Origin of the sequence: Marivita cryptomonadis (assembly GCF_002115725.1) — a bacterium.
In the GTDB taxonomy this organism is placed as follows: Bacteria; Pseudomonadota; Alphaproteobacteria; order Rhodobacterales; family Rhodobacteraceae; genus Marivita; species Marivita cryptomonadis.
Genome location: NZ_JFKD01000004.1, coordinates 25,015 through 44,293, shown reverse-complemented (window position 1 = coordinate 44,293; position 19,279 = coordinate 25,015). Strand labels below are relative to the sequence as shown.

Genomic DNA, 19,279 nt, shown 5'->3' with positions numbered 1-19,279 from the left:
TTCAGGGAGGAGATCAGAAGACGGGCTTGGTGTAATCGCCCATGTTGTCCTGAGTGATCTTCGGCGTGTCGAAGTAGTTGAGGAACGGTACTTCTTCCCCATTCAGCACGTCGATGGCGGTTTTCAGCGCGGCTTCGGCATCGTCAACCGGGGACTGGTAGATCGATCCCCAGTATTCGCCCGCGGCCATCGCTTCGTAGCCCACGGCAAAGTTTGTGGCACCAACGAAGATGATACCTTCACGGCCAGCGGCCTTGGCTGCGTTCAATGCGCCTACGCCCATGTTGTCATCGCCGGAATAAACGCCGTCGATGTCGTCATACTTGACGAGGAACGCTTCCATAACCTGCTGAGATTTTTCGCGGTTCCAATCGCCCGGCTGCGTTTCCACAAGCGTCACGTTCGGGCAGACTTCGGGCAGACGGTCGTCAAAGCCCTTCTGGCGTTCGATTGCGGTTGTGTAACCGGGCTGACCCGAGATCTGCACAACGCGCGCTTCGTTTTCGATGCCCATGTCCTTGAACTTGTCACACATGATCTCGGCAGAGCGCGAACCTTGGGTGATGTTGTCCGGACCCGAGAAGCTGGCGACGAAGTCAAAGCCTTGCTCGGCAATATTCGAGTTCGTCACGATGACAGGAATGCCTGCGTTATGCGCCTTGCGCACGGCCGGGATCACCGCTTCGCCGTTGGTCGGCCAAATAATGATCGCGTCGACTTCTTGCTGGATCAGGTCTTCCATCTGCGCGATCTGACGCGCCACGTCGCCACCGGCATCCAGAACAACCGCTTCAACCATGTCGTTGGCTTCGGTCGCTGCGATGAAGGCCTTTTCGTATGTGGTCTGGTAGCTGTCGACGCCCACGTTGTTCTGCGTGATGCCGATGGTCATCTTGCCGCCATGAGACTCGGCCATTGCCGTGCCAACAAGTGCGGTCGATGCAACCAAAACTGCTGTAAGGGTCGTTTTCATAGTCGTTTCCTCCCTAGGGGTGTTATTCGCACGATTGCAGCTGTCCTCCCAGCCCGGGCGTTCCCGATGCAACCTGACCCGTATCCAGCGATATTTAGCGAACGGACGAACGCACCTTTTTATTCATTATGGATATTTTTTTGTTCATTATGAATTTTTATCCGATATTCGGAAACCGTCATATTGAACAATTTTAGGAGACGCGATCGTGAGCGACTCGCCCAAGCCCCGCAAACCTTCACTTGAAAAAGCGAAAATGTCCGAAGCCCTCCACAGCGATATCCATTTTGGACGGCGCCCATTGCAGCGGTCCAGCACCGTCTCTGCATCGGTGGCGGCTCCGGAGTTGGCGCGCGTGGTCGAATTCCTGACATCGCTTTGCATAGAGCTTGACGCGTCGATCGAACCGAACACGCCCAACCCGCACCTCAACATGATCCTGCATCTTTTGCACAGTCATTCAGAGGGGCGTCTTGTGTCGCCATCTTCAATGGTTGCGGCGGCGGGCGTGCCTTATGCCACCGCGACACGCAAACTGGCAGAGCTGAAAGATTCAGGTCTGCTGGAACAGCGCCCCCGCACCAAAAGCGGCAAGAGCTTTTCGCTACACCCCAGCCCACGTCTGCTGGACCGGTTCAGCCAGGTTGCCGACCGGATCGAGCGGCTGGCGCGGGTGTCATTCGGTACTGCGTCCGAGACCGAGGAAACAGAACACTACTATTATGGCGGCTCGTATCAGGCGGCACGTGCCACCATCGCCCCACCCCGCGCACTTCCACAGCCTCTGAAACTGCCAGGCGGATTGCGCATCCTGGTACATGGCGATCCGACCTTCATGGTGATGGACAACCTCAAGCGTCAGTTCGAACAGCTGGTCGGCACCAATATTCATCAGCGTGCCTTCTCTATCGACCGGCTGCGAGAAGAGGCCTTGCGCAACAGCGACCGCAGCAAGAGCCGCTATGACCTGATCGCGGTTGATCTGCCTTGGTTGGGCGAGTTCATCAAAAAGGGCGTCATTCGCCCCCTGACTGACGTGATGGACGTATCCCGGCTTGATCCGGCTGATTTCCACACCGCAGGCTGGCGCGCAGCACATTGGGACGGAACCCCCTACGGTGTGCCAAGCCAGACCACGCCGGAATTGATGTTCTACCGCAAGGACTGGTTTGCATCCGAAGGTCTGGAACCGCCGGTCACGACAGATGCGGTGATCGACGCCGCGCGTCATTTTCACGACCCACGCCGTGGGCGCTATGGCGTGGCGTGGAACGCGGCACGCGGAACGGCCCTTGGGCACACTTTCATGATGACCTGTGCCGCCTTTGGGCAGCCGATCATCGACCTGCCCGAAATCGCGGGCGGCTATGATGCGGATCATCTGGGATCGCGCGAGTTCCGCCCGGCACTAAACACCGACCGCGCTCTTGCTGCGGCGGATTACCTAATGCAGCTTCTTGAATTCTCGCCACCCGACATCCTGTCGATGTCGTGGTACGAACGGGTCCGGCCCTATGCTTCTGGCAAGGTAGCGATGGCCTATGGCTACACGCTGTTGGCACCGTATTTCGAACTGGACGACAGCTGTTCGGCGCATGGCAACACAGGCTACCTGCCCCATCCGCATGGCCCCGAAGGCGCGCCGATTGCGCCGGTCGGAGGCTATGTTTTCTGCGTGCCGTCAAATCTGGCCGAGGAGCGGCTTGAGGACACGGTGGAAGCGCTGGTCGCCTTCACATCGCCGGGCGCGCAAAAGCTGTACGCGCAAAGCGGCAGCCGCACCGCGCCACGCTATTCCGTCGGCGCTGACCCAGAAGTGCGGCGCCTGTCGCCGATCTTTGAACTCGTCGACCAGATGTCGTGGCGCGATGAGCTGCAATTCTGGCCGCGCCCGCCGATCCCGCAAATCTCGGACATCATCCGCATCTGCGGCCACGAACTTCACGACATGCTGCGCGGGATCGTCTCCCCGCGCGAGGCGCTCGACCGGGCACAGGCGCGCGCCGAAGACTTCATGAGACAACAGGTCACTTAGGGAGGAAACCATGGACCCCAATCGCCTCAAAGGTAAGAATATCCTGATCACCGGTGCCGCACGCGGCATGGGTGCTGCCAATGCGGAAAGCTTTGCGGCACAGGGCGCCAACGTGTGTCTCGGTGATCTTGACGTAGCCGAAGCGCAAAAGGTTGCCGACGGGATCAATGCGGCCGGAAACGGCAAGGCGGTCGCCGTAAAAATGGACGTGACCAAGCGCGAAGACAACGCCGCTGCGGTGGCTGCCACCGTCGAGGCGTTCGGGTCGATCAATGTGGGTCTTTTCAATGCTGGCCTGAACAAGCCCCGGTTCTTCATGGATATCGATGAAGACAACTGGGACATGATCATGAACGTCAACACCAAGGCGATGTGGCTCGGCATGCAGGAAACCGCACGCCAGATGATCAAGCAGGGCCCGATGGAGGATCATCCCTACAAGCTGATCAACGTGGGCTCTATCGCGTCGCGCAAGCCGTTGGTCGATGTCACGGTCTATTGCACCTCGAAATACGGCTGTCTTGCCCTGACCGAATGCGGCGCGCTTGGGCTGGCAGAGCACAACATCACCGTCAACGGATACGCACCCGGTGTCGTGGTGACGCCACTTTGGGAACAGCTGGACAAAGACCTTGTCGAGATCGGCTTCAAAGAACGCGAAGGTCAGGCCTACGACGATATCGTCGCCAACAATTTGGTGATCAAACGGGTCTCGTATCCGAATGACATCACCGGAACAGCGTCGTTCCTTGCCTCTGACGACAGCGACTACATGACCGGTCAGATGATCTCCATCGACGGCGGCTGGGTCACGAAGTAACCCAACATCCCTCTGATTTATTGAACAAACCGGGTCCGCCTTGCGGCACCCGAAAGGAGCTACTCATGTCTCGCGCACTTATGCCCAACTTGCTCACGCCGCAGGATCTCGAACCCAACTGGGAATGGCGGGAACGCCTGCCCGCGTGGGGCCACACCTCGGTTGATTTCGAACGCCGCGTCGATCACGACCGTCTGCGCCGCTACCGTCTGTCGCGTACCCGGCAATCCTTGCAGAACTCCAATGCCGGTTCGCTGCTGCTGTTCGACGTGAACAACATCCGCTATGTCACAGCCACCAAGATCGGCGAATGGGAACGGGACAAGATGTGCCGCTTCTGCCTGTTGACCGGCGACGACAGCCCTTATGTCTGGGATTTCGGTTCGGCTGCGGTACACCACAAACGTCACTCCGATTGGCTGGAGCCGGATCACTGCCTTGCCGGTGTGGTTGGCATGCGCGGGACCATTCCGCCCGAGTTCGGCCTGATGCAGAAATATGCCAAGATGATCGCGCAGTTGATCAAGGATGCAGGCATGGCCGACATGCCGGTGGGTGTGGATTACGCTGAAACAGCCATGTTCCATGCGCTGAAGGCCGAGGGTATCAACGTCGTCGACGGTCAGCAGATCATGCTGGCGGCGCGCGAGATCAAGAACTGGGACGAAATCCAGTTGCTCACGCAGGCCGCCGCGATGGTCGATGGCGTCTACCACATGATCTATGAAGAGCTGAAACCCGGCGTGCGCGAGAACGACATCGTCGCGATGTCCAATAAGCTGCTTTACGAAATGGGATCGGATGATGTCGAGGCGATCAACGCCATTTCCGGCGAACGCTGCAATCCACACCCGCATAACTTTACCGACCGACTGATCCGTCCGGGTGATCAGGCGTTCTTTGACATTCTGCAAAGCTATCAGGGCTATCGAACCTGCTATTACCGCACGTTCAACGTGGGCCGTGCAACGCCGTCGCAGAATGATGCGTACAAGAAAGCGCGCGAATGGATCGACGCCTCAATTGCGATGATCAAGCCGGGTGTCTCGACCGACAAGGTGGCCGAGGTCTGGCCGACAGCGCAATCGCTTGGGTTCGACAACGAGGATCAGGCCTTCGGCCTGCAATTCGGCCACGGGCTTGGGCTGGCCCTGCACGAGCGCCCGATCATCAGCCGCGCGGTCAGCCTTGATCACCCGATGGAGATCCAGACCGGCATGGTCTTCGCGCTCGAAACCTACTGCCCCGCCACCGATGGCTATTCCGCCGCGCGGATCGAGGAAGAGGTCGTTGTGACGGAAACCGGCTGCGAGGTGATCAGTCTCTTCCCCGCAGAAGAGCTACCCATCGCCAACCGGTATTGAACAGCCCCGCCGGGGGACGCCTCCGGCGGGAGTTTATTGGGCAAGATGAAGCAGGGGCCGCGCGCCCTTGCCCCCTTTGGGAGGGAACCGATGGCCAAGGCCAAGACAAACACCGAAGACTATCTGCGTATGTATCGCCAGATGATGCGCATCCGCACCTTCGAGGACAACGCGAACCAGCTTTACCTGTCGGCAAAGATGCCGGGCCTCACCCATATGTATTCTGGTGAAGAAGCCGTGGCGGTGGGGATCTGCGAGGCGTTGACCGATGACGACCGCATCACATCGACCCACCGGGGTCATGGACATTGCGTCGCCAAGGGCGCGAATTTCAAAGAGATGTTCTGCGAATTGCTGGGCAAGGAAGAAGGCTATTGCCGCGGCAAGGGCGGGTCGATGCATATTGCCGATCAAAGCCACGGCAATCTTGGGGCCAACGCCATCGTGGGCGGGTCCATGGGGATTGCGACAGGCTCTGCCCTGCGCGCCAAGCTGCTGGGCAAGGACGATGTCACCGTCTGTTTCTTTGGCGACGGGGCCACGGCACAAGGGCTTCTTTACGAGGTCATGAACATGGCCGCACTTTGGAACCTTCCGGTGATCTATGCCTGCGAAAACAATGGCTATTCCGAATACACCAAGACAGAGGAAATCGCCGCCGGCTCCATCACCGCGCGCGCCGAGGCGTTTGGAATCGAGGCGTTCAAGGTCGATGGGCAGGATGTGCTTGCGGTCAATGAATTGACGCAAAAGCTGGTGGCACGCTGTCGCAAGGGCGAAGGCCCGTTCTTCATCGAATTGGAGACCTACCGCTATCACGGCCACCACGTGGGCGACATCAACCGCGAATACTACCGCTCCAAGGACGAAGAGAAGGACTGGAAGGAAAACCGCGATCCGATCATCCGCTTCCGATCCTATCTGGTGGCCGAAGGTATCGCCACCGAAGACGAGATCGAGGCGATGAATGCCGAGATCGAAAAAGATGCAACCGAGGCCGTCGCCTATGCCGAGGCTGCCAAATATCCCGATGTGTCCGAAGTGGACATGCATGTGTACGCGGACTGAGGAGAGACCGACATGAGAGAGATCACCCTGTCCCAGGCCGTCAACGAGGCCATCGCCGAGGAAATGCGTCGCGATCCCACCGTTTTCCTGCTGGGCGAAGACGTGGCCGAGGCCGGAACGCCCTTTAAGGTGCTGTCCGGTTTGGTGGAGGAATTCGGCACCGAGCGCGTCATCGACACACCCATTGCAGAACCCGGCTTCATGGGCATCGCCGTGGGGGCCGCCATGACCGGCTCGCGTCCGATCGTCGATCTGATGTTTGGCGATTTCATCTTCCTGATCATGGACCAGCTTTGCAATCAGGCGGCCAAAACGCACTATATGTCTGGTGGCAAACTCAATGTGCCGCTGGTCTTGCGCACAAATATGGGCGCAACCCGGCGCTCTGCCGCGCAGCACTCGCAATCGCTCCATGCGCTTGTGTCTCATATACCGGGGCTGAAGGTTGCCATGCCGTCCTCCGCCTACGAGGCGAAAGGCTTGATGAAGACTGCGATCCGCGACAACAACCCGGTTGTGATCTTCGAAGACAAGCTGATGTACCAGGACAAGGCCCCGGTGCCGGAAGAGGAATATCTGATCCCCTTCGGCGAGGCGAATGTGAAGCGCGAAGGTAGCGACATCACCCTGATCGCCACGTCCTCGATGGTGCAGGTGGCCGAAAAAGCCGCCGCAATCTTGTCGAACGAGGGCATCGAGGCCGAGGTGATCGACCCCCGCACCATCGTCCCGCTGGATGAAGCGACGCTGATCAAAAGCGTCAAGAAAACCAGCCGCGCCATCGTGATCGACGAAGGCCACCAAAGCTACGGCGTCACATCGGAAATCGCCTCGCGACTGAACGAAAAGGCGTTCTACCACCTCGACACACCCGTGGTGCGGATGGGCGCGATGGACGTGCCAATCCCCTTTTCGCCCGCGCTGGAAGACATCACTGTTCCGACACCCGACCGCGTTGTCGAGATGGCGCGCAAGCTGTGTTCCGGGGAGATGATTCATGCCGCATGATGTGACAATGCCTCAACTGGGCATGGCACAGGACGCGGGCAAGATCGTGTCGTGGCTCAAGGCCCCCGGCGAACCGGTGACCAAGGGCGATGCCCTGTTCGAGGTGGAAACCGACAAGGCCACAATGGAGGTCGAGGCGCAGGCCAGCGGCTTTCTAACCGGCGTTTCGGCGTCCGAGGGTGAAGACGTCAAAGTCGGAGCTGTAATCGCGCGCATCTCGGACAGTGCCGATGACGAGGGCCCCGCGCCCGAGGCACCTGGCCCCGCCGTGCCGGAAGACACATCCGACGCGCTTCCCGAGGGTAAATCGGTGACCATGCCGCAGCTTGGCATGGCGCAGGACAGCGGCCTGTTGGTCAGTTGGCAAAAGACCCCCGGCGATGTGGTCAAGGCCGACGATGTGCTCTTCGAGGTGGAGACTGACAAGAGCACGATGGAGGTCGAGGCCGGCACTGACGGATATCTTGCCGCAACTCTGGCCGAGGCCGGAGAGAATGTTCCCGTGGGGCAAGCGGTCGCGATCATCAGCGCCGAAAAACCCGATGCTCTGGTACGTCGCTCTGTTGCGTCAGGTGGTGGTGCAGCCAAAGCGGCCCCTGCTGCCGAACCTGAACCGACCAAGGTTCAACCGGCAGCGCCAAAACCCGCAGCCACTAAACCCGCCGTACAATCAAGCGACGGACGTATCCTCGCCTCTCCAAAACTGCGCAGGTTGGCACAAGAGCAGGGTCTCGACCTGTCGCGGCTGGTCGAGGCCGGGCATCCGCAGCCCTACCACGTACGTGATCTGGAAGTGTTGAAGGCGCTGCCGCAGAAATCAGCCCAAGCGACGGCCACAGCCGCCGCAGCAGCGCATCATCTTGTGGCCAAAACCTCGGGCGATGCCCTGCCCGGTTTTGCACGTTGGGCGGCTGAAGCACATGGGCTGGCCGATGCCGACGCGCTTGTCGCAGCGCTGGCGGGCGCGTCGTTGCCAGATATACAGACCGTTTCCATTGAGCGGCTCGGCACGTCCACCACCTATGCGACGCCAGACGGATGCACGCTCTCCGAAGTGACACAAACCGACGACGCACCTGATCTGATCCTGCGCGATCTGCGCGGCACAACGATCCGCAGCGCGGGCATGGGCACGGACGTAGTGCCCACCATCACCATAACACAGCGCCGCAAAGGGTTGAAATTGACGCTCGACTGCGCCGCTGACCAGTTGGACGCGCAGGCCGCAATCCAGCTTCTGACCAATTTCGCAGGCCGGGTGGAGCAACCGCTCCGCCACCTGCTCTGACTTTCCGGGGGACCGACATGGACTACACCGATCTTTATATCGACGGCGGCTGGCACAAGACAGACGACCGCTTTGACGTCATAAACCCCGCCACCGAAGAGGTGATTGCCTCGGTCGCCTCGGCCGACATCGCGGATGCCGACAAAGCGCTGGACGCCGCCGAAAAGGCGATGGCCGATTGGGCTGCCCGTACACCGCGGGAACGATCCGAAGTGCTGCGCAAGGCGTGGGAATTGATGACTGCGCGGCTGGATCATTTTGCCCATCTCATCACGTTGGAGAACGGCAAGGCCGGTGCAGATGCCAAGGGTGAGGCCACCTATGCCGCCGAATTTTTCCGCTGGTTCGCCGAAGAGGCCGTGCGCGCGGACGGGATGATCACCCATGCCCCGGCCTCTGGTGCCCGCATCCTCGTGCAGCACAAACCGGCGGGTCTGGCCGTTCTGATCACACCCTGGAACTACCCCGCCGCGATGGGCACCCGCAAGATCGCACCAGCGCTCGCTGCAGGTTGCGGCGTCATCATCAAACCCGCGTCGGAAACGCCGCTGACTATGCTGGCGCTGATGCCGCTCCTAGAAGAAGCAGGTGTGCCGCCGGGTCTGGTCAATGTGCTGCCCTCACGCAGGACCGGCGCGTTGGTGGATCACATGCTGCACGATCCGCGCGTGCGAGTGGTCAGCTTTACCGGCTCCACAGGTGTGGGCCGCAAGCTATTGAAATCGGCCGCGGATCAGGTTCTGAAACCCGCGATGGAGCTGGGTGGAAACGCGCCGGTGGTGGTGCTGGAAGACGCCGACCTAGATACCGCCATCGAGGGCACAATGCTCGCCAAGATGCGCAATCTGGGCGAGGCGTGTACGGCGGCGAACCGCATCTACGTGCATGAAAACATCGCGGCAGAATTCACCAAACGTCTGACCGAGCGCATGTCAGCGCTCAAAGTGGGGGATGGCACGGACCCGTCGGTCGATGTCGGCCCGCTGGTCAATGCCGATACCCGCGACAAGGTTGCGGCGTTTGTCGCTGATGCCGTGGCCAAAGGTGCAAAGATCGAATGCGGCGGAACAACGCCCGAAGGCAAGGGCTTCTACTACCCACCGACGGTGCTTTCGAACGTGTCCGAGGACGCCGATTGCGTGCAGGACGAGATCTTTGGCCCCGTCGCCGCGATCCAGACCTTCAGCGATCAAGAAGAGGTTATCCGACGCGCAAACAACACCGAATACGGCCTTGTCGCTTATGTATTTTCCGCCGACTTCAAACGCGCACTTCAGGTCTGCGAACGGCTTGATTACGGCATGGTCGGCCTAAATCGCGGTTTGGTCAGCGATCCGGCGGCGCCATTTGGTGGCACCAAGCAATCGGGTCTTGGCCGCGAAGGTGGGCATGAGGGCATGTTGGAATTCATGGAAACACAATACATCTCGGCAAGCTGGTAAGGGGGTAATATGGCAGACTTTATCGCAAGCCCCGCCACACGACGCCTTGCCCGTGAAAAAGGCGTCGAGATCGAAGCTTTGGCCAAGAAGCTTGGCCGCAAAACCATCGGCCCCGAGGATCTTGATGGCGGTGCAACGCCCGTTGCGGCAACGGCAGGTGATACCTCTTATTGGGATGTAGATCACAGCCAGTATGGCCCCGTGACCGAAGAACCGATGAGCCGCTTTGCCCAAGTCGCAGCCCGCAATCTGGCGGCAGCGCAGTCGTTGATCCCGGCAGTGACACATCACGACCGCGCCGATGTCAGCGCGATTGAGGCGTTCCGCCAAAGCCTGAAAGCCGAAGCGCAGGCGCGGGGTGTCAAGCTCACGGCGCTTGCCTTTCACGTCGCAGCTCTTGCCCGCTGCCTCAAGGCGTTTCCCCGGTTCAACGCGTCTTTGTCAGTCGATGGCGAGACGCTGTATCTGAAGAACTATGTCCATATCGGCATTGCCGTCGATACGCCCCACGGCCTCATGGTGCCGGTCATCCGCGATGCAGACCGCAAGGGTCTGTGGCAGATCGGAGCCGAGATTGCGGATCTCGCGGCAAAGGCGCAGGCGCGCAAGGTCAAGCCCGACGAAATGGGTGGCGCGTCCATGACGATCACCAATCTGGGCGGCATCGGTGGCACGGCCTTCACGCCCATCGTCAACCCGCCCGAAGTGGCGATCCTAGGCATCACGCGGACTGAAACCATCACCGTCTGGGACAACGACACGCCGCGCCCGGTGCCAATGGTGCCGCTGGACCTGTCCTATGATCACCGCGTGATCAACGGGGCCGATGCGGCGCGATTCCTGTCGCATTACGCCAAACTGATCCGCGATCCACGCAATATGCTGATTTGAAAACCGACAGGCGGGCGCATCAGCCCGCCGCCTCGATCGCAATCGCAATCCCCTGCCCGACACCGATGCACATCGTGGCCAGCGCCTTTTGACCGGACCGCAGGTCAAGGGCGGCAGAACCAGTAATCCGTGCCCCTGACATACCCAAGGGATGGCCCAGCGCAATAGCCCCGCCGTTGCGGTTCACGCGTGGATCGTCATCGGCAATGCCCAAGCGGCGCAGCGTCGCCAAACCTTGCGACGCGAATGCCTCGTTGAGTTCGATCACGTCAAAGTCTGACTGAGTTAGTCCCAACCGCGCCATCAGCTTTTCCGAGGCGGGCGCAGGCCCAATTCCCATAATGCGCGGCGCAACGCCGATAGAGGCTCCGCCCAAGACCCGCGCGATGGGAGTCAATCCGTGCTGTTTGATCGCTGCTTCTGATGCGATGATCAGCGCCGCCGCCCCGTCATTCACGCCAGACGCATTGCCTGCCGTGATTGTGCCGCCTTCACGCACGAACGGTCTGAGCCGCGCCAGATCGTCGGCGGTTGTTTCCGGGCGCGGATGTTCGTCGGTGTCCACGATTACCGGATCGCCCCTGCGACGCGGGATTGTCACAGGGGTAATTTCTTGCGCCAACCTTCCGCTGCTCTGAGCGGCCCCAGCGCGTTGTTGACTGCGCAAGGCAAACGCGTCCTGATCCTCACGCGACACATTAAAATCTTCTGCCACGTTCTCAGCCGTTTCAGGCATGGAATCAACGCCGTATTGCCCCTTGAGCACCGGGTTCACGAAGCGCCAGCCGATGGTCGTGTCATAAACCTCGGTCTGGCGTGCAAACGCCTGCTGTGCCTTGGCCATGACGAACGGCGCGCGTGTCATGCTTTCGACGCCACCTGCGATGACCAAATCCGCCTCGCACGCCTTGATCGCACGAGCGGCAGCCAGAACCGCATCCATTCCTGATCCACAGAGCCGGTTCATCGTGGTGCCGGGCACTGTCTCGGGGTAGCCCGCTAGCAAAGCTGCCATGCGCGCCACATTGCGGTTGTCCTCGCCTGCCTGATTGGCACAACCAAGGATCACTTCATCGATGGCCGAGAGGTCAAGCGACGGATTTCGCGCCACCAAAGCCGCCATGGGCACGGCTGCCAGATCATCAGCGCGGATCGACGCCAAAGCCCCGCCATAGCGACCAATGGGCGTACGGATGTAGTCACAGATAAAGGCGTCGGGCATGAAGATGGCTCCGGCTCGAGGGGTATGTTTGGTGCATAAGGCCGTGGAACCCGCCCCGAATGCAAGTCAGCCGTTCAATCGGGCCCCTTGCGGGATCGTCGGCGCAGCAGCGTTCAGAGTTTCGATGGCAAACCCGGCAGCGGCTTTGTATTTCGCCATGAAATCCTTGCGCTCGTCGGCAGGAATGACCGTTTCGATATCGTCAAACACACCGCCACACCGTTCGTTCAACAGATTGAGCAACCCAAACGGCCCCGCCCCGCGATTGCGCAGGACCAGTTCCGACACCGGAGCGCATAGCTGCGCATCATAGGCAGCAAGCGCCGCCTCGGTCACACCATGCTCCAGCATCCGGGCCCCGATCACGCGGGCATCGACGATGGCCTGACTGGCCCCGTTCGACCCGGTCGGATACATCGCGTGCGCCGCATCGCCCATCAGCGCCACCGCGCCATCGACCCAGCTTGGCACCGGGTCGCGGTCGATCATCGGGTTCACATAAGCGCAATCAGCGTCGCGCAGCATTGCCGGCACGTCCAGCCAATCATAGCGGAACTCTTCGAAATGATGGATGAATTCCTCGATTTCCACCGGTTTGAACCAGCCGTCCTGCTGCCAGGCACCTGCGTCATCCATCGTGACTTCGGCAATCCAGTTGATCAGCGCGGTTCCGCTCTCGTCCAGTTTCGAGATCGGATAGATCACCATCCGGTGGCGATGCGTTCCCAAGCCGACAAACGAGGAAGTGGTGCGCAAGGGTTTGGCCCGCACGGTGCCCCGCCACATGACAGCACCGCCCCAATGGATCGGCGGCTGATCGGGATACATCTGCGCGCGGATCGCGGAATGGATGCCATCAGCCGCAACCAGCAAAGAGCCGGTTTCGGTGCGGGTGCCCCCGTCGAGCAGCACCGTCGCCTCGACGCCGGCATCGTTCTTTGCATAGCCCGTGACTTTCGCCCCAAGCTGAACCGCGTCAGCCCCTGCCCGTTCGATCAGCGTGTCGTAGAGCAGCATATGAAGCTGCCCGCGATGTACCGCGTATTGTGGCCAGTTGTAACCAGCGCCCAGTCCGCGCGGTTCGGAATACACCTCGCGCCCGTTCAGACCCACCAGCGCCCATTCCTCGGCGGGAAGACCGACCTTGTCCAGGTCCTCGGCTGTGATCCCAAGATCAAACAGTTCGCGCACGGCGTTGGGCTGCAGGTTGATGCCCACACCCAGCGGTTTCATCTCGCGTGCGGATTCAAACACAGTAAACGGGACACCGATCTGGTGCAGCGTCAGCCCAAGCGTCAATCCAGCGATACCGCCTCCGGCGATGATAACCCTGTTGTCGGACATAGTGGTGTTTCCCATGGTTTTGGCGGGTTTAGGGCGTGGCGTTGATCAGGACAACAGGTCGGGTGTCCCAATTGAGGTGATTTGCGACGTCACATCTGACGCCACGACCAAAGCGCGCCCGGTGGCCTGAACCATCTGCGGCAACAGCATCCATTCCAGCGCCCACGCCGCACCCGATCTTTCCTGTTCGTGCACCATGGCCTGATGTACGCCGGACAATTGGACGGCATTGTAGCGGGCCAAGGTGACCAAGAGCTCGGCAAGTACAGGGTTCTGCTTGTGTGGCATGGCCGACGACCCGCCACCGCCCTCCATCTTGATTTCGTCAATCCCCTGCTGCGCCATAAGGCAGATATCCTGCCCCATTTTGCCCAGTGTCCCGGTGACGAGCGAAAGGACTGACGCCGCTTCGGCCATGCCATCGCGCATTGCGTGCCAGCATTGCGGTGTCGCGGACAGGCCAAGTTCACCAGCCACAGCGTCACACACGGCGTCTGCATCAGCGCCCAGCGCAGCGCGATCTCCGGCGGCACCGCCGATCTGCACCAGCGCGACGCGCGGGCGCAATTGCGCCAACCTCTCCCGATGCGTGTCCAGCGGCAGACGCCACGTTTGCACCCGGTCGGCCACAGTGATGGGCATCGCCGCCTGCATGCGCGTCCGTCCCATCAGGGGGGATGTCCCGAACCGATCTTCCAATGCGTTTAGATCCGAGGCCAATTGCGCCAACCGTTGGTCGATCAGGTCGAGGCTTTGGACCAAGGACAACACCGTCGCCGTATCGATCACGTCCTGCGAGGTTGCACCTTTGTGGATCGCAGGTGCCCCTGTCCGCTCTTTCAGCAGGCGCACTAAGACCGGAACACAAACCCCGTCCTGCGCTGTCCCGTCGCGCAGTTCTTCCGGTGCAAGGGGCACACCTTCAATGGCAGATGCCGCCGATGCGCCGTCTGCCTCCGACCACAGGCCGGCCAGATGACCATGCCGCGACCATGCCGCCTCGAAGGTGAGCATGTGCGCAAGCTGCGCCTCGGCAGACCAAAGCGCTGCGATTTCGGTATCCGCGAAAAGACCCGACAACCAAGGGTGGTCAAAAACGCCTGTCATCACAGGTCAAGAAACACCGTTTCGCCTTCGCCCTGAAGCCGAATATCGAACCGATAGGTGCCATCCCCGGTTTTCTTGGCGATCAGCGTGTCCACGCGCGGGCGCTGTTCGATACGGGCGAGCAGCGGATCGGCGCTGTTGTCTTCGTCGTCGAAATAGATGCGCGTGTTCAGACCAATGTTGATCCCCCGCGCCACAATCCAGATCGAGATATGCGGCGCGAAGACCTGACCATTCCTGCCCTTCACCGCCCCCGGCTTGATGGTGCGCAGCGTATATTCACCCGTGTCTTTGTCGGCGGCAAAGCGGCAAAAGCCCGAAACCTTGGGATCGGCCCCATCCTGCCCCTGATAGACACCCGCCGCATCGGCCTGCCAGCTTTCGAACATCGCGTCGCGCATCGCCCAACCGGTGCCGTCATAGATCGAGCCCACGATGGTGATCACCTCGCCCTTGGCGCCGTCTTCGATCGGGCTCAGGCCTAGGTCTTCTGGGTAGACGCCTTCGACCCCGGCGAAGGTAGGGATGCAGCCGATATGGACATAGGGACCAGCAGTCTGGCTGGGTGTTTCGACCAGAATATCAAGCGGTTGTGTCATGGCTTACATCCCTTCCGGCTTGTTCTCGAACATCGTCTGACGACGCCCCCGCAACACGATGTCGAACTTGTAGGCAAGGTAATCCATGCCCCGCGAGTTCTGCATATCCAGCGGGGCCACAAGGCGGTCCAACTGACTCCGGTCCCGCACAGTGGCGGCAATCGGGCAGAGGTCGATCAGCGGATCGCCTTGGAAATACATCTGACTGATGAGCCGCTGACCAAAGGCATGGCCGAAGATCGAAAAGTGAATGTGCATCGGACGCCAGTCATTCGCACGGTTCGGCCAAGGATACGCCCCCGGACGGATGGTCATGAATTCGTAATATCCGTTCTCATCCGTGATCGTCCGCCCGCAGCCGCCAAAATTAGGATCGAGCGGTGCGAAATAAGTGTCCTTTATATGGCGATACCGCCCGCCCGCATTGGCCTGCCAAATCTCGACCAGCGTGTGCGGAACGGGGCGGCCCATCTCGTCGAGCACCCGGCCGTGCACGCGGATGCGTTCACCCACGGCCAGCGCCTTGCCCTGCGTATAGTTGCTGATCAGGTTGTTATCGAGCGCACCCAGCATATTGTGACCGAAACGGGGACCGGTTTCTTCGCTCGGGGTCGATTCCATCGACAACAGAGGCAGGTAGGGCGACCGGGTGATCGACGTCTTGTAATCCGTGTAATACGGGTCCGGATGCACCTCGCGGCGTCGCGGCATCAGGGCTGCGGTGTCAGTCATCGGATCTCTCCATTTCTGCGTAAGTCTGTTTGGCCAGCTTGATGGCGTGGTTGGCTTTGGGCACGCCGGCATAAATCGCGACATGCTGGAACGCCTCCATCACGTCTTGCTTGCTGGCTCCGGTCCGCGCGGTGGCGCGTATGTGCATCGGGATTTCTTCAAAGTTTCCAGTGGCCGCCAACAGCGCCAGCGTGAGCATCGACCGTTCCCGACGGCTGATCCCATCAGACGACCAGACGGTGCCCCAAGCGCCTTCGGTGATCAGCGTCTGAAATGGCAGATCAAAGTCCGTTTTGGCCGCTTCGGCGCGGTCGACATGGGCATCACCCAAGACCTCGCGACGGGTTTTCATGCCTTGGTCGAACCGGTCAGACATGACCCACCTCCTTTAGGAACTCCGAGATCAGTTTACCGACCTCTTCGGGCGCCTCGACGCAAGGAAGATGGCCTGCGTCCGGGATCACGTGAAAGGTCGCGCTGCAGAGGTTTGCAGTCGCCTGCACCATCTCGGGAGTGGTTGATCCATCCTCGGACCCAGCCATCGCCATCACGGGAAGGGTCAAATCAGCGGTCGATTGCGTGAAATCCGCACCGGCAATTGCGGCGCAGCAGCCGATATAGCCTTCGATCGGGGTGCGGGTCAGCATATTGCGCCATGGGGCAAGCCGGGCAGTATCATTGCGCATTTCAGGCGCAAACCAACGATCCAGAATGGCATCGGCCATCGACCCGATGCCACCAGCCCGCAACCCGGCGATCCGGTCCTGCCACATCTCGGGCGATCCAATCTTGGCAGCGGTGTCCATCAGAACAAGGGCACGCAGTGCGTCAGGGCGGCGCGCAGCCAGCCCCTGCCCGATCAAACCACCGATGGACAGGCCGACAAAGGCGATGTCCTGCAGACCCAGCGCGTCGATCACCGCCTCGGCGTCCGACACCAGCGTGTCCATGTCATAAGGCGCGTCAGGGCAATCCGACAGCCCGTGCCCGCGTTTGTCAAAACGGACAATCCGCAACCCTGTTGGCAGGAACGGCAAAAGCAGATTCCAGACACGCATGTCTGTGCCAAGCGAATTGGCGAACATGACAACCGGTCCGTGTTCAGGCCCATCCACCTGCACGTGCAGCGTGACGCCATGCGATGTGACTGTTCTCATATGTGCAAATCTCCCCATCCCTTCTTTCGCATTTCTTTTGCTACCTGAAAATTATAATCTTGCACCGTTTAGTTAACCCATGAGTTATATATGATCGACGCCCGTATCCGTCTGCGCCACTTGCGATGCTTTCTTGAAACCGCGCGATTGGGGTCATTGTCTGCCGCCGCCAATGCACTGAACGTGTCGCAGCCTGCGGTATCCAAAACCATTCGCGAATTGGAAGAGGTGTTGGGCAAACCCCTGTTCGACAGGTCGCACCGAAGGTTGACACTGACGACAGTTGGCCGGGTGTTCCAGCAACATGCGGGGGCTGCAATGGCCGAACTCTCGCGGGCACAATCGCTGGTCAAAGACATCCCGTCCCAAATCACCCGCCTGTCTGTCGGGGTTCTGCCCACCGCTGCGACGTCCCTAATGCCGCGTGCCGCTTTGGCGTTTCGGAACACACATCCGAATTGCCTTTTGCGGGTCAGCACCGGGCCGAACTGGCTGTTGATGTCTCAACTTCGGGAAAGCAGCCTCGATCTTGTCATCGGTCGCATGGGCACGACCGAAGTGATGCAGCACCTGTCATTCCATCATCTCTACTCCGAAGACATCGCAGCCGTTGTGCGCCCGGATCATCCGCTCACTGAACAGGCCCAGCCATTGGACGCGCTTGAGGGCTTCCCGCTTCTACTGCCGCCACCGGGGGCGGTGATTGCCCCACTGGTTCGGGCGCTACTGTCGCGGCACGGCATCGCTGCGCAAACTGCGGCGTTCGAGTCGGTCTCGCTCGCCTTTGGGCGGCGGGTTGTGCAATCATCCGATGCGGTCTGGTTTATCTCGCGCGGGGTGGTCGAAGACGAGCTTGACGCAGGCACGCTGACCGCCCTGCCCCTTGGCAATGACCTGCGCGGCGGCCCCATCGGCATCTCGATGCGGGCAGATGGCGTCTTGACCGAGGAACAAACCGGCCTGATCCGGGCGCTGGAAGACGCCCGGACCGAATTGCGCCCCTTGGGCCAAACCTCAGGTTAGAACGGCAAACCGATATAATTCTCAGCTAAATCGCGCCGGGCGGTTTCCGATTGCGACAGGTGGCGCAACGTGGATTTGCGCATCTGCGCGGCAAAGCTGTCTTCGCCGTCAAAATGGTGCAGCATTGTCGTCATTTGCCAGCTGAACCGCATTGCCTTCCAAATCCGCAAGAGCGCCCGTTCAGAATAAGCGTCGATACCAGCGGTATCACCCTTTTTCACCGCGTCGATCAGCGCTTGGTAAAGGTAATGCACGTCCGATACGGCAAGGTTCAGCCCCTTGGCTCCAGTCGGCGGCACGATATGCGCGGCATCACCCACAAGGAACAATCGTCCCCAACGCAGCGGTTCGCTGACGAAGGACCGCAACGGCGCGATGGATTTCTCGATCGACGGTCCTGTCTGCATTGTGTCAGCCACTTCGAACGGCAGGCATGACTTCAACGTGGCCCAGAAGCGCTCATCGCTCCACTCGTCGACTTTATCGGTTAACGGAACCTGAACGTAATACCGGCTGAGCGTTTCGCTGCGCATCGATGCCAGCGCAAACCCGTTCGAGGAATTGGCGTAGATCAGCTCTTCATGGGCGGGCTTCGTGCGCGACAGAACCCCCAGCCAACCAAAGGGATAAACGCGTTCAAATTCGCGGCGCTTGTCTGCGGGAATAGTCTTGCGGCTCACCCCGTGAAACCCGTCACATCCCGCCACATAGGCGCAGTCCAACCGAATACGCGCGCCGTTCAAAGTGTATTCGACATAAGGTGCGTTGCTGTCGGCATCGTGGATCACGACATCCTCGACCCCGTGGATGATCGTCGCCCCTATTGCATCCTGCGCCTTGTAGAGGTCCGTCGTGACCTCGGTTTGGCCATAGACCATGACGGACGTGCCGGTGAGCTCTTCAAAATTGATCCGCACCATCAGATCGTCATCGGTCAGGTAGCACCCTTCATGCGGAATGCCTTCGCGTGCCATCCGCTCACCCACACCCGCCTCGCGCAGCATGTCCACCGTTCCGGCCTCCAACACCCCTGCCCGGATGCGTGACAAAACGTGATCCCGCGACGAACGCTCCAACACCACCGTCGCCACACCAGCTTGGTTCAGCAATTGCGACAACAACAGGCCCGAAGGCCCACCGCCGATAATCGCGACTTCGGTTTTCATGGCACCACTCCTCCAAAAGCTGACGACCTTGATAGGCTGC

At 60.3% G+C, this 19,279-nt stretch carries 18 protein-coding genes; 9 read left to right on the top strand and 9 right to left on the bottom strand.

What is annotated here, in order from left to right; translation table 11 throughout:
* Positions 1 to 13: 13 nt before the first annotated feature.
* Entirely contained in the window at positions 14 to 973 is a 960-nt protein-coding gene (locus MCRY_RS05690) for a sugar ABC transporter substrate-binding protein (protein WP_085628528.1), read from the bottom strand.
* Positions 974 to 1,229: 256 nt separating this feature from the next.
* Between MCRY_RS05690 and MCRY_RS05685 the strand changes: the two genes are divergently transcribed.
* From MCRY_RS05685 to MCRY_RS05655, 8 genes are all read left to right on the top strand, one after another.
* Complete coding sequence (locus MCRY_RS05685) at positions 1,230 to 3,008, top strand: extracellular solute-binding protein (protein ID WP_085628527.1); 1,779 nt, start codon at positions 1,230 to 1,232, stop codon at positions 3,006 to 3,008.
* A gap of 10 nt (positions 3,009 to 3,018) precedes the next feature.
* Complete coding sequence (locus tag MCRY_RS05680) at positions 3,019 to 3,828, top strand: SDR family NAD(P)-dependent oxidoreductase (protein ID WP_085628526.1); 810 nt, start codon at positions 3,019 to 3,021, stop codon at positions 3,826 to 3,828.
* A gap of 65 nt (positions 3,829 to 3,893) precedes the next feature.
* Positions 3,894 to 5,192: a M24 family metallopeptidase gene (locus tag MCRY_RS05675; protein ID WP_085628525.1), complete on the top strand. Its 1,299-nt coding sequence runs from the start codon at positions 3,894 to 3,896 to the stop codon at positions 5,190 to 5,192.
* 90 nt (positions 5,193 to 5,282) lie between these two features.
* Positions 5,283 to 6,260 carry a thiamine pyrophosphate-dependent dehydrogenase E1 component subunit alpha gene (locus MCRY_RS23110; RefSeq protein ID WP_203276056.1) on the top strand — a complete coding sequence of 326 codons (978 nt, stop codon included), beginning with the start codon at positions 5,283 to 5,285 and terminating at the stop codon, positions 6,258 to 6,260.
* A 12-nt stretch (positions 6,261 to 6,272) separates the two neighbouring features.
* Positions 6,273 to 7,268 (top strand): alpha-ketoacid dehydrogenase subunit beta, encoded by a 996-nt coding sequence (locus MCRY_RS23105; protein WP_203276057.1) that lies wholly within the window; start codon positions 6,273 to 6,275, stop codon positions 7,266 to 7,268.
* Entirely contained in the window at positions 7,258 to 8,556 is a 1,299-nt protein-coding gene (locus MCRY_RS05665; RefSeq protein ID WP_085628524.1) for a biotin/lipoyl-containing protein, read from the top strand. Before MCRY_RS23105 ends, MCRY_RS05665 begins: the two co-directional genes overlap by 11 nt.
* Positions 8,557 to 8,573: 17 nt before the next feature.
* Positions 8,574 to 9,998 carry an NAD-dependent succinate-semialdehyde dehydrogenase gene (locus MCRY_RS05660; RefSeq protein ID WP_085628523.1) on the top strand — a complete coding sequence of 475 codons (1,425 nt, stop codon included), beginning with the start codon at positions 8,574 to 8,576 and terminating at the stop codon, positions 9,996 to 9,998.
* Positions 9,999 to 10,007: 9 nt separating this feature from the next.
* Positions 10,008 to 10,889 carry a 2-oxo acid dehydrogenase subunit E2 gene (locus tag MCRY_RS05655; protein ID WP_085628522.1) on the top strand — a complete coding sequence of 294 codons (882 nt, stop codon included), beginning with the start codon at positions 10,008 to 10,010 and terminating at the stop codon, positions 10,887 to 10,889.
* A 19-nt stretch (positions 10,890 to 10,908) separates the two neighbouring features.
* On the opposite strand, the gene pcaF is transcribed toward MCRY_RS05655, so the two are convergent.
* The 7 genes from pcaF to pcaD all read right to left on the bottom strand — a co-directional run bounded on the left by pcaF (position 10,909) and on the right by pcaD (position 17,050).
* Positions 10,909 to 12,111 carry a 3-oxoadipyl-CoA thiolase gene (gene pcaF / locus MCRY_RS05650; RefSeq protein WP_085628521.1) on the bottom strand — a complete coding sequence of 401 codons (1,203 nt, stop codon included), beginning with the start codon at positions 12,109 to 12,111 and terminating at the stop codon, positions 10,909 to 10,911.
* 66 nt (positions 12,112 to 12,177) lie between these two features.
* Positions 12,178 to 13,455 carry a flavin-dependent oxidoreductase gene (locus MCRY_RS05645; protein ID WP_085628520.1) on the bottom strand — a complete coding sequence of 426 codons (1,278 nt, stop codon included), beginning with the start codon at positions 13,453 to 13,455 and terminating at the stop codon, positions 12,178 to 12,180.
* Positions 13,456 to 13,500: 45 nt separating this feature from the next.
* The gene (locus MCRY_RS05640) at positions 13,501 to 14,562 is read right to left on the bottom strand and encodes a 3-carboxy-cis,cis-muconate cycloisomerase (protein ID WP_171046081.1); all 1,062 of its coding nucleotides are present in this window, start codon (positions 14,560 to 14,562) and stop codon (positions 13,501 to 13,503) included.
* Complete coding sequence (gene pcaG / locus MCRY_RS05635; protein WP_085628518.1) at positions 14,562 to 15,161, bottom strand: protocatechuate 3,4-dioxygenase subunit alpha; 600 nt, start codon at positions 15,159 to 15,161, stop codon at positions 14,562 to 14,564. The genes MCRY_RS05640 and pcaG overlap by 1 nt, the downstream gene beginning before the upstream one ends.
* 3 nt (positions 15,162 to 15,164) lie before the next feature.
* The gene (gene pcaH / locus MCRY_RS05630; protein WP_085628517.1) at positions 15,165 to 15,893 is read right to left on the bottom strand and encodes a protocatechuate 3,4-dioxygenase subunit beta; all 729 of its coding nucleotides are present in this window, start codon (positions 15,891 to 15,893) and stop codon (positions 15,165 to 15,167) included.
* Positions 15,886 to 16,269: a 4-carboxymuconolactone decarboxylase gene (pcaC, locus tag MCRY_RS05625; RefSeq protein ID WP_085628516.1), complete on the bottom strand. Its 384-nt coding sequence runs from the start codon at positions 16,267 to 16,269 to the stop codon at positions 15,886 to 15,888. The genes pcaH and pcaC overlap by 8 nt, the downstream gene beginning before the upstream one ends.
* Positions 16,262 to 17,050: a 3-oxoadipate enol-lactonase gene (pcaD, locus tag MCRY_RS05620; RefSeq protein WP_085628515.1), complete on the bottom strand. Its 789-nt coding sequence runs from the start codon at positions 17,048 to 17,050 to the stop codon at positions 16,262 to 16,264. The genes pcaC and pcaD overlap by 8 nt, the downstream gene beginning before the upstream one ends.
* Positions 17,051 to 17,140: 90 nt before the next feature.
* Here pcaD and pcaQ point away from each other — a divergent pair, with 90 nt between their 5' ends.
* Positions 17,141 to 18,073, top strand: a complete 933-nt coding sequence (gene pcaQ / locus MCRY_RS05615; protein WP_085628514.1) for a pca operon transcription factor PcaQ — start codon at positions 17,141 to 17,143, stop codon at positions 18,071 to 18,073.
* Here pcaQ and pobA read toward each other — a convergent pair.
* Complete coding sequence (gene pobA / locus MCRY_RS05610) at positions 18,070 to 19,239, bottom strand: 4-hydroxybenzoate 3-monooxygenase (RefSeq protein ID WP_085628513.1); 1,170 nt, start codon at positions 19,237 to 19,239, stop codon at positions 18,070 to 18,072. The genes pcaQ and pobA overlap by 4 nt on opposite strands.
* Positions 19,240 to 19,279 lie beyond the last annotated feature (40 nt).

Bases quoted from the DNA above. Each gene is read 5' to 3' on its own strand.
- MCRY_RS05690 (WP_085628528.1), bottom strand. From the start codon at position 973: ATGAAAACGACCCTTACAGCAGTTTTGGTTGCATCGACCGCACTTGTT.
- MCRY_RS05685 (WP_085628527.1), top strand. From the start codon at position 1,230: ATGTCCGAAGCCCTCCACAGCGATATCCATTTTGGACGGCGCCCATTG.
- MCRY_RS05680 (WP_085628526.1), top strand. From the start codon at position 3,019: ATGGACCCCAATCGCCTCAAAGGTAAGAATATCCTGATCACCGGTGCC.
- MCRY_RS05675 (WP_085628525.1), top strand. From the start codon at position 3,894: ATGTCTCGCGCACTTATGCCCAACTTGCTCACGCCGCAGGATCTCGAA.
- MCRY_RS23110 (WP_203276056.1), top strand. From the start codon at position 5,283: ATGGCCAAGGCCAAGACAAACACCGAAGACTATCTGCGTATGTATCGC.
- MCRY_RS23105 (WP_203276057.1), top strand. From the start codon at position 6,273: ATGAGAGAGATCACCCTGTCCCAGGCCGTCAACGAGGCCATCGCCGAG.
- MCRY_RS05665 (WP_085628524.1), top strand. From the start codon at position 7,258: ATGCCGCATGATGTGACAATGCCTCAACTGGGCATGGCACAGGACGCG.
- MCRY_RS05660 (WP_085628523.1), top strand. From the start codon at position 8,574: ATGGACTACACCGATCTTTATATCGACGGCGGCTGGCACAAGACAGAC.
- MCRY_RS05655 (WP_085628522.1), top strand. From the start codon at position 10,008: ATGGCAGACTTTATCGCAAGCCCCGCCACACGACGCCTTGCCCGTGAA.
- pcaF (WP_085628521.1), bottom strand. From the start codon at position 12,111: ATGCCCGACGCCTTTATCTGTGACTACATCCGTACGCCCATTGGTCGC.
- MCRY_RS05645 (WP_085628520.1), bottom strand. From the start codon at position 13,455: ATGTCCGACAACAGGGTTATCATCGCCGGAGGCGGTATCGCTGGATTG.
- MCRY_RS05640 (WP_171046081.1), bottom strand. From the start codon at position 14,562: ATGACAGGCGTTTTTGACCACCCTTGGTTGTCGGGTCTTTTCGCGGAT.
- pcaG (WP_085628518.1), bottom strand. From the start codon at position 15,161: ATGACACAACCGCTTGATATTCTGGTCGAAACACCCAGCCAGACTGCT.
- pcaH (WP_085628517.1), bottom strand. From the start codon at position 15,893: ATGACTGACACCGCAGCCCTGATGCCGCGACGCCGCGAGGTGCATCCG.
- pcaC (WP_085628516.1), bottom strand. From the start codon at position 16,269: ATGTCTGACCGGTTCGACCAAGGCATGAAAACCCGTCGCGAGGTCTTG.
- pcaD (WP_085628515.1), bottom strand. From the start codon at position 17,050: ATGAGAACAGTCACATCGCATGGCGTCACGCTGCACGTGCAGGTGGAT.
- pcaQ (WP_085628514.1), top strand. From the start codon at position 17,141: ATGATCGACGCCCGTATCCGTCTGCGCCACTTGCGATGCTTTCTTGAA.
- pobA (WP_085628513.1), bottom strand. From the start codon at position 19,239: ATGAAAACCGAAGTCGCGATTATCGGCGGTGGGCCTTCGGGCCTGTTG.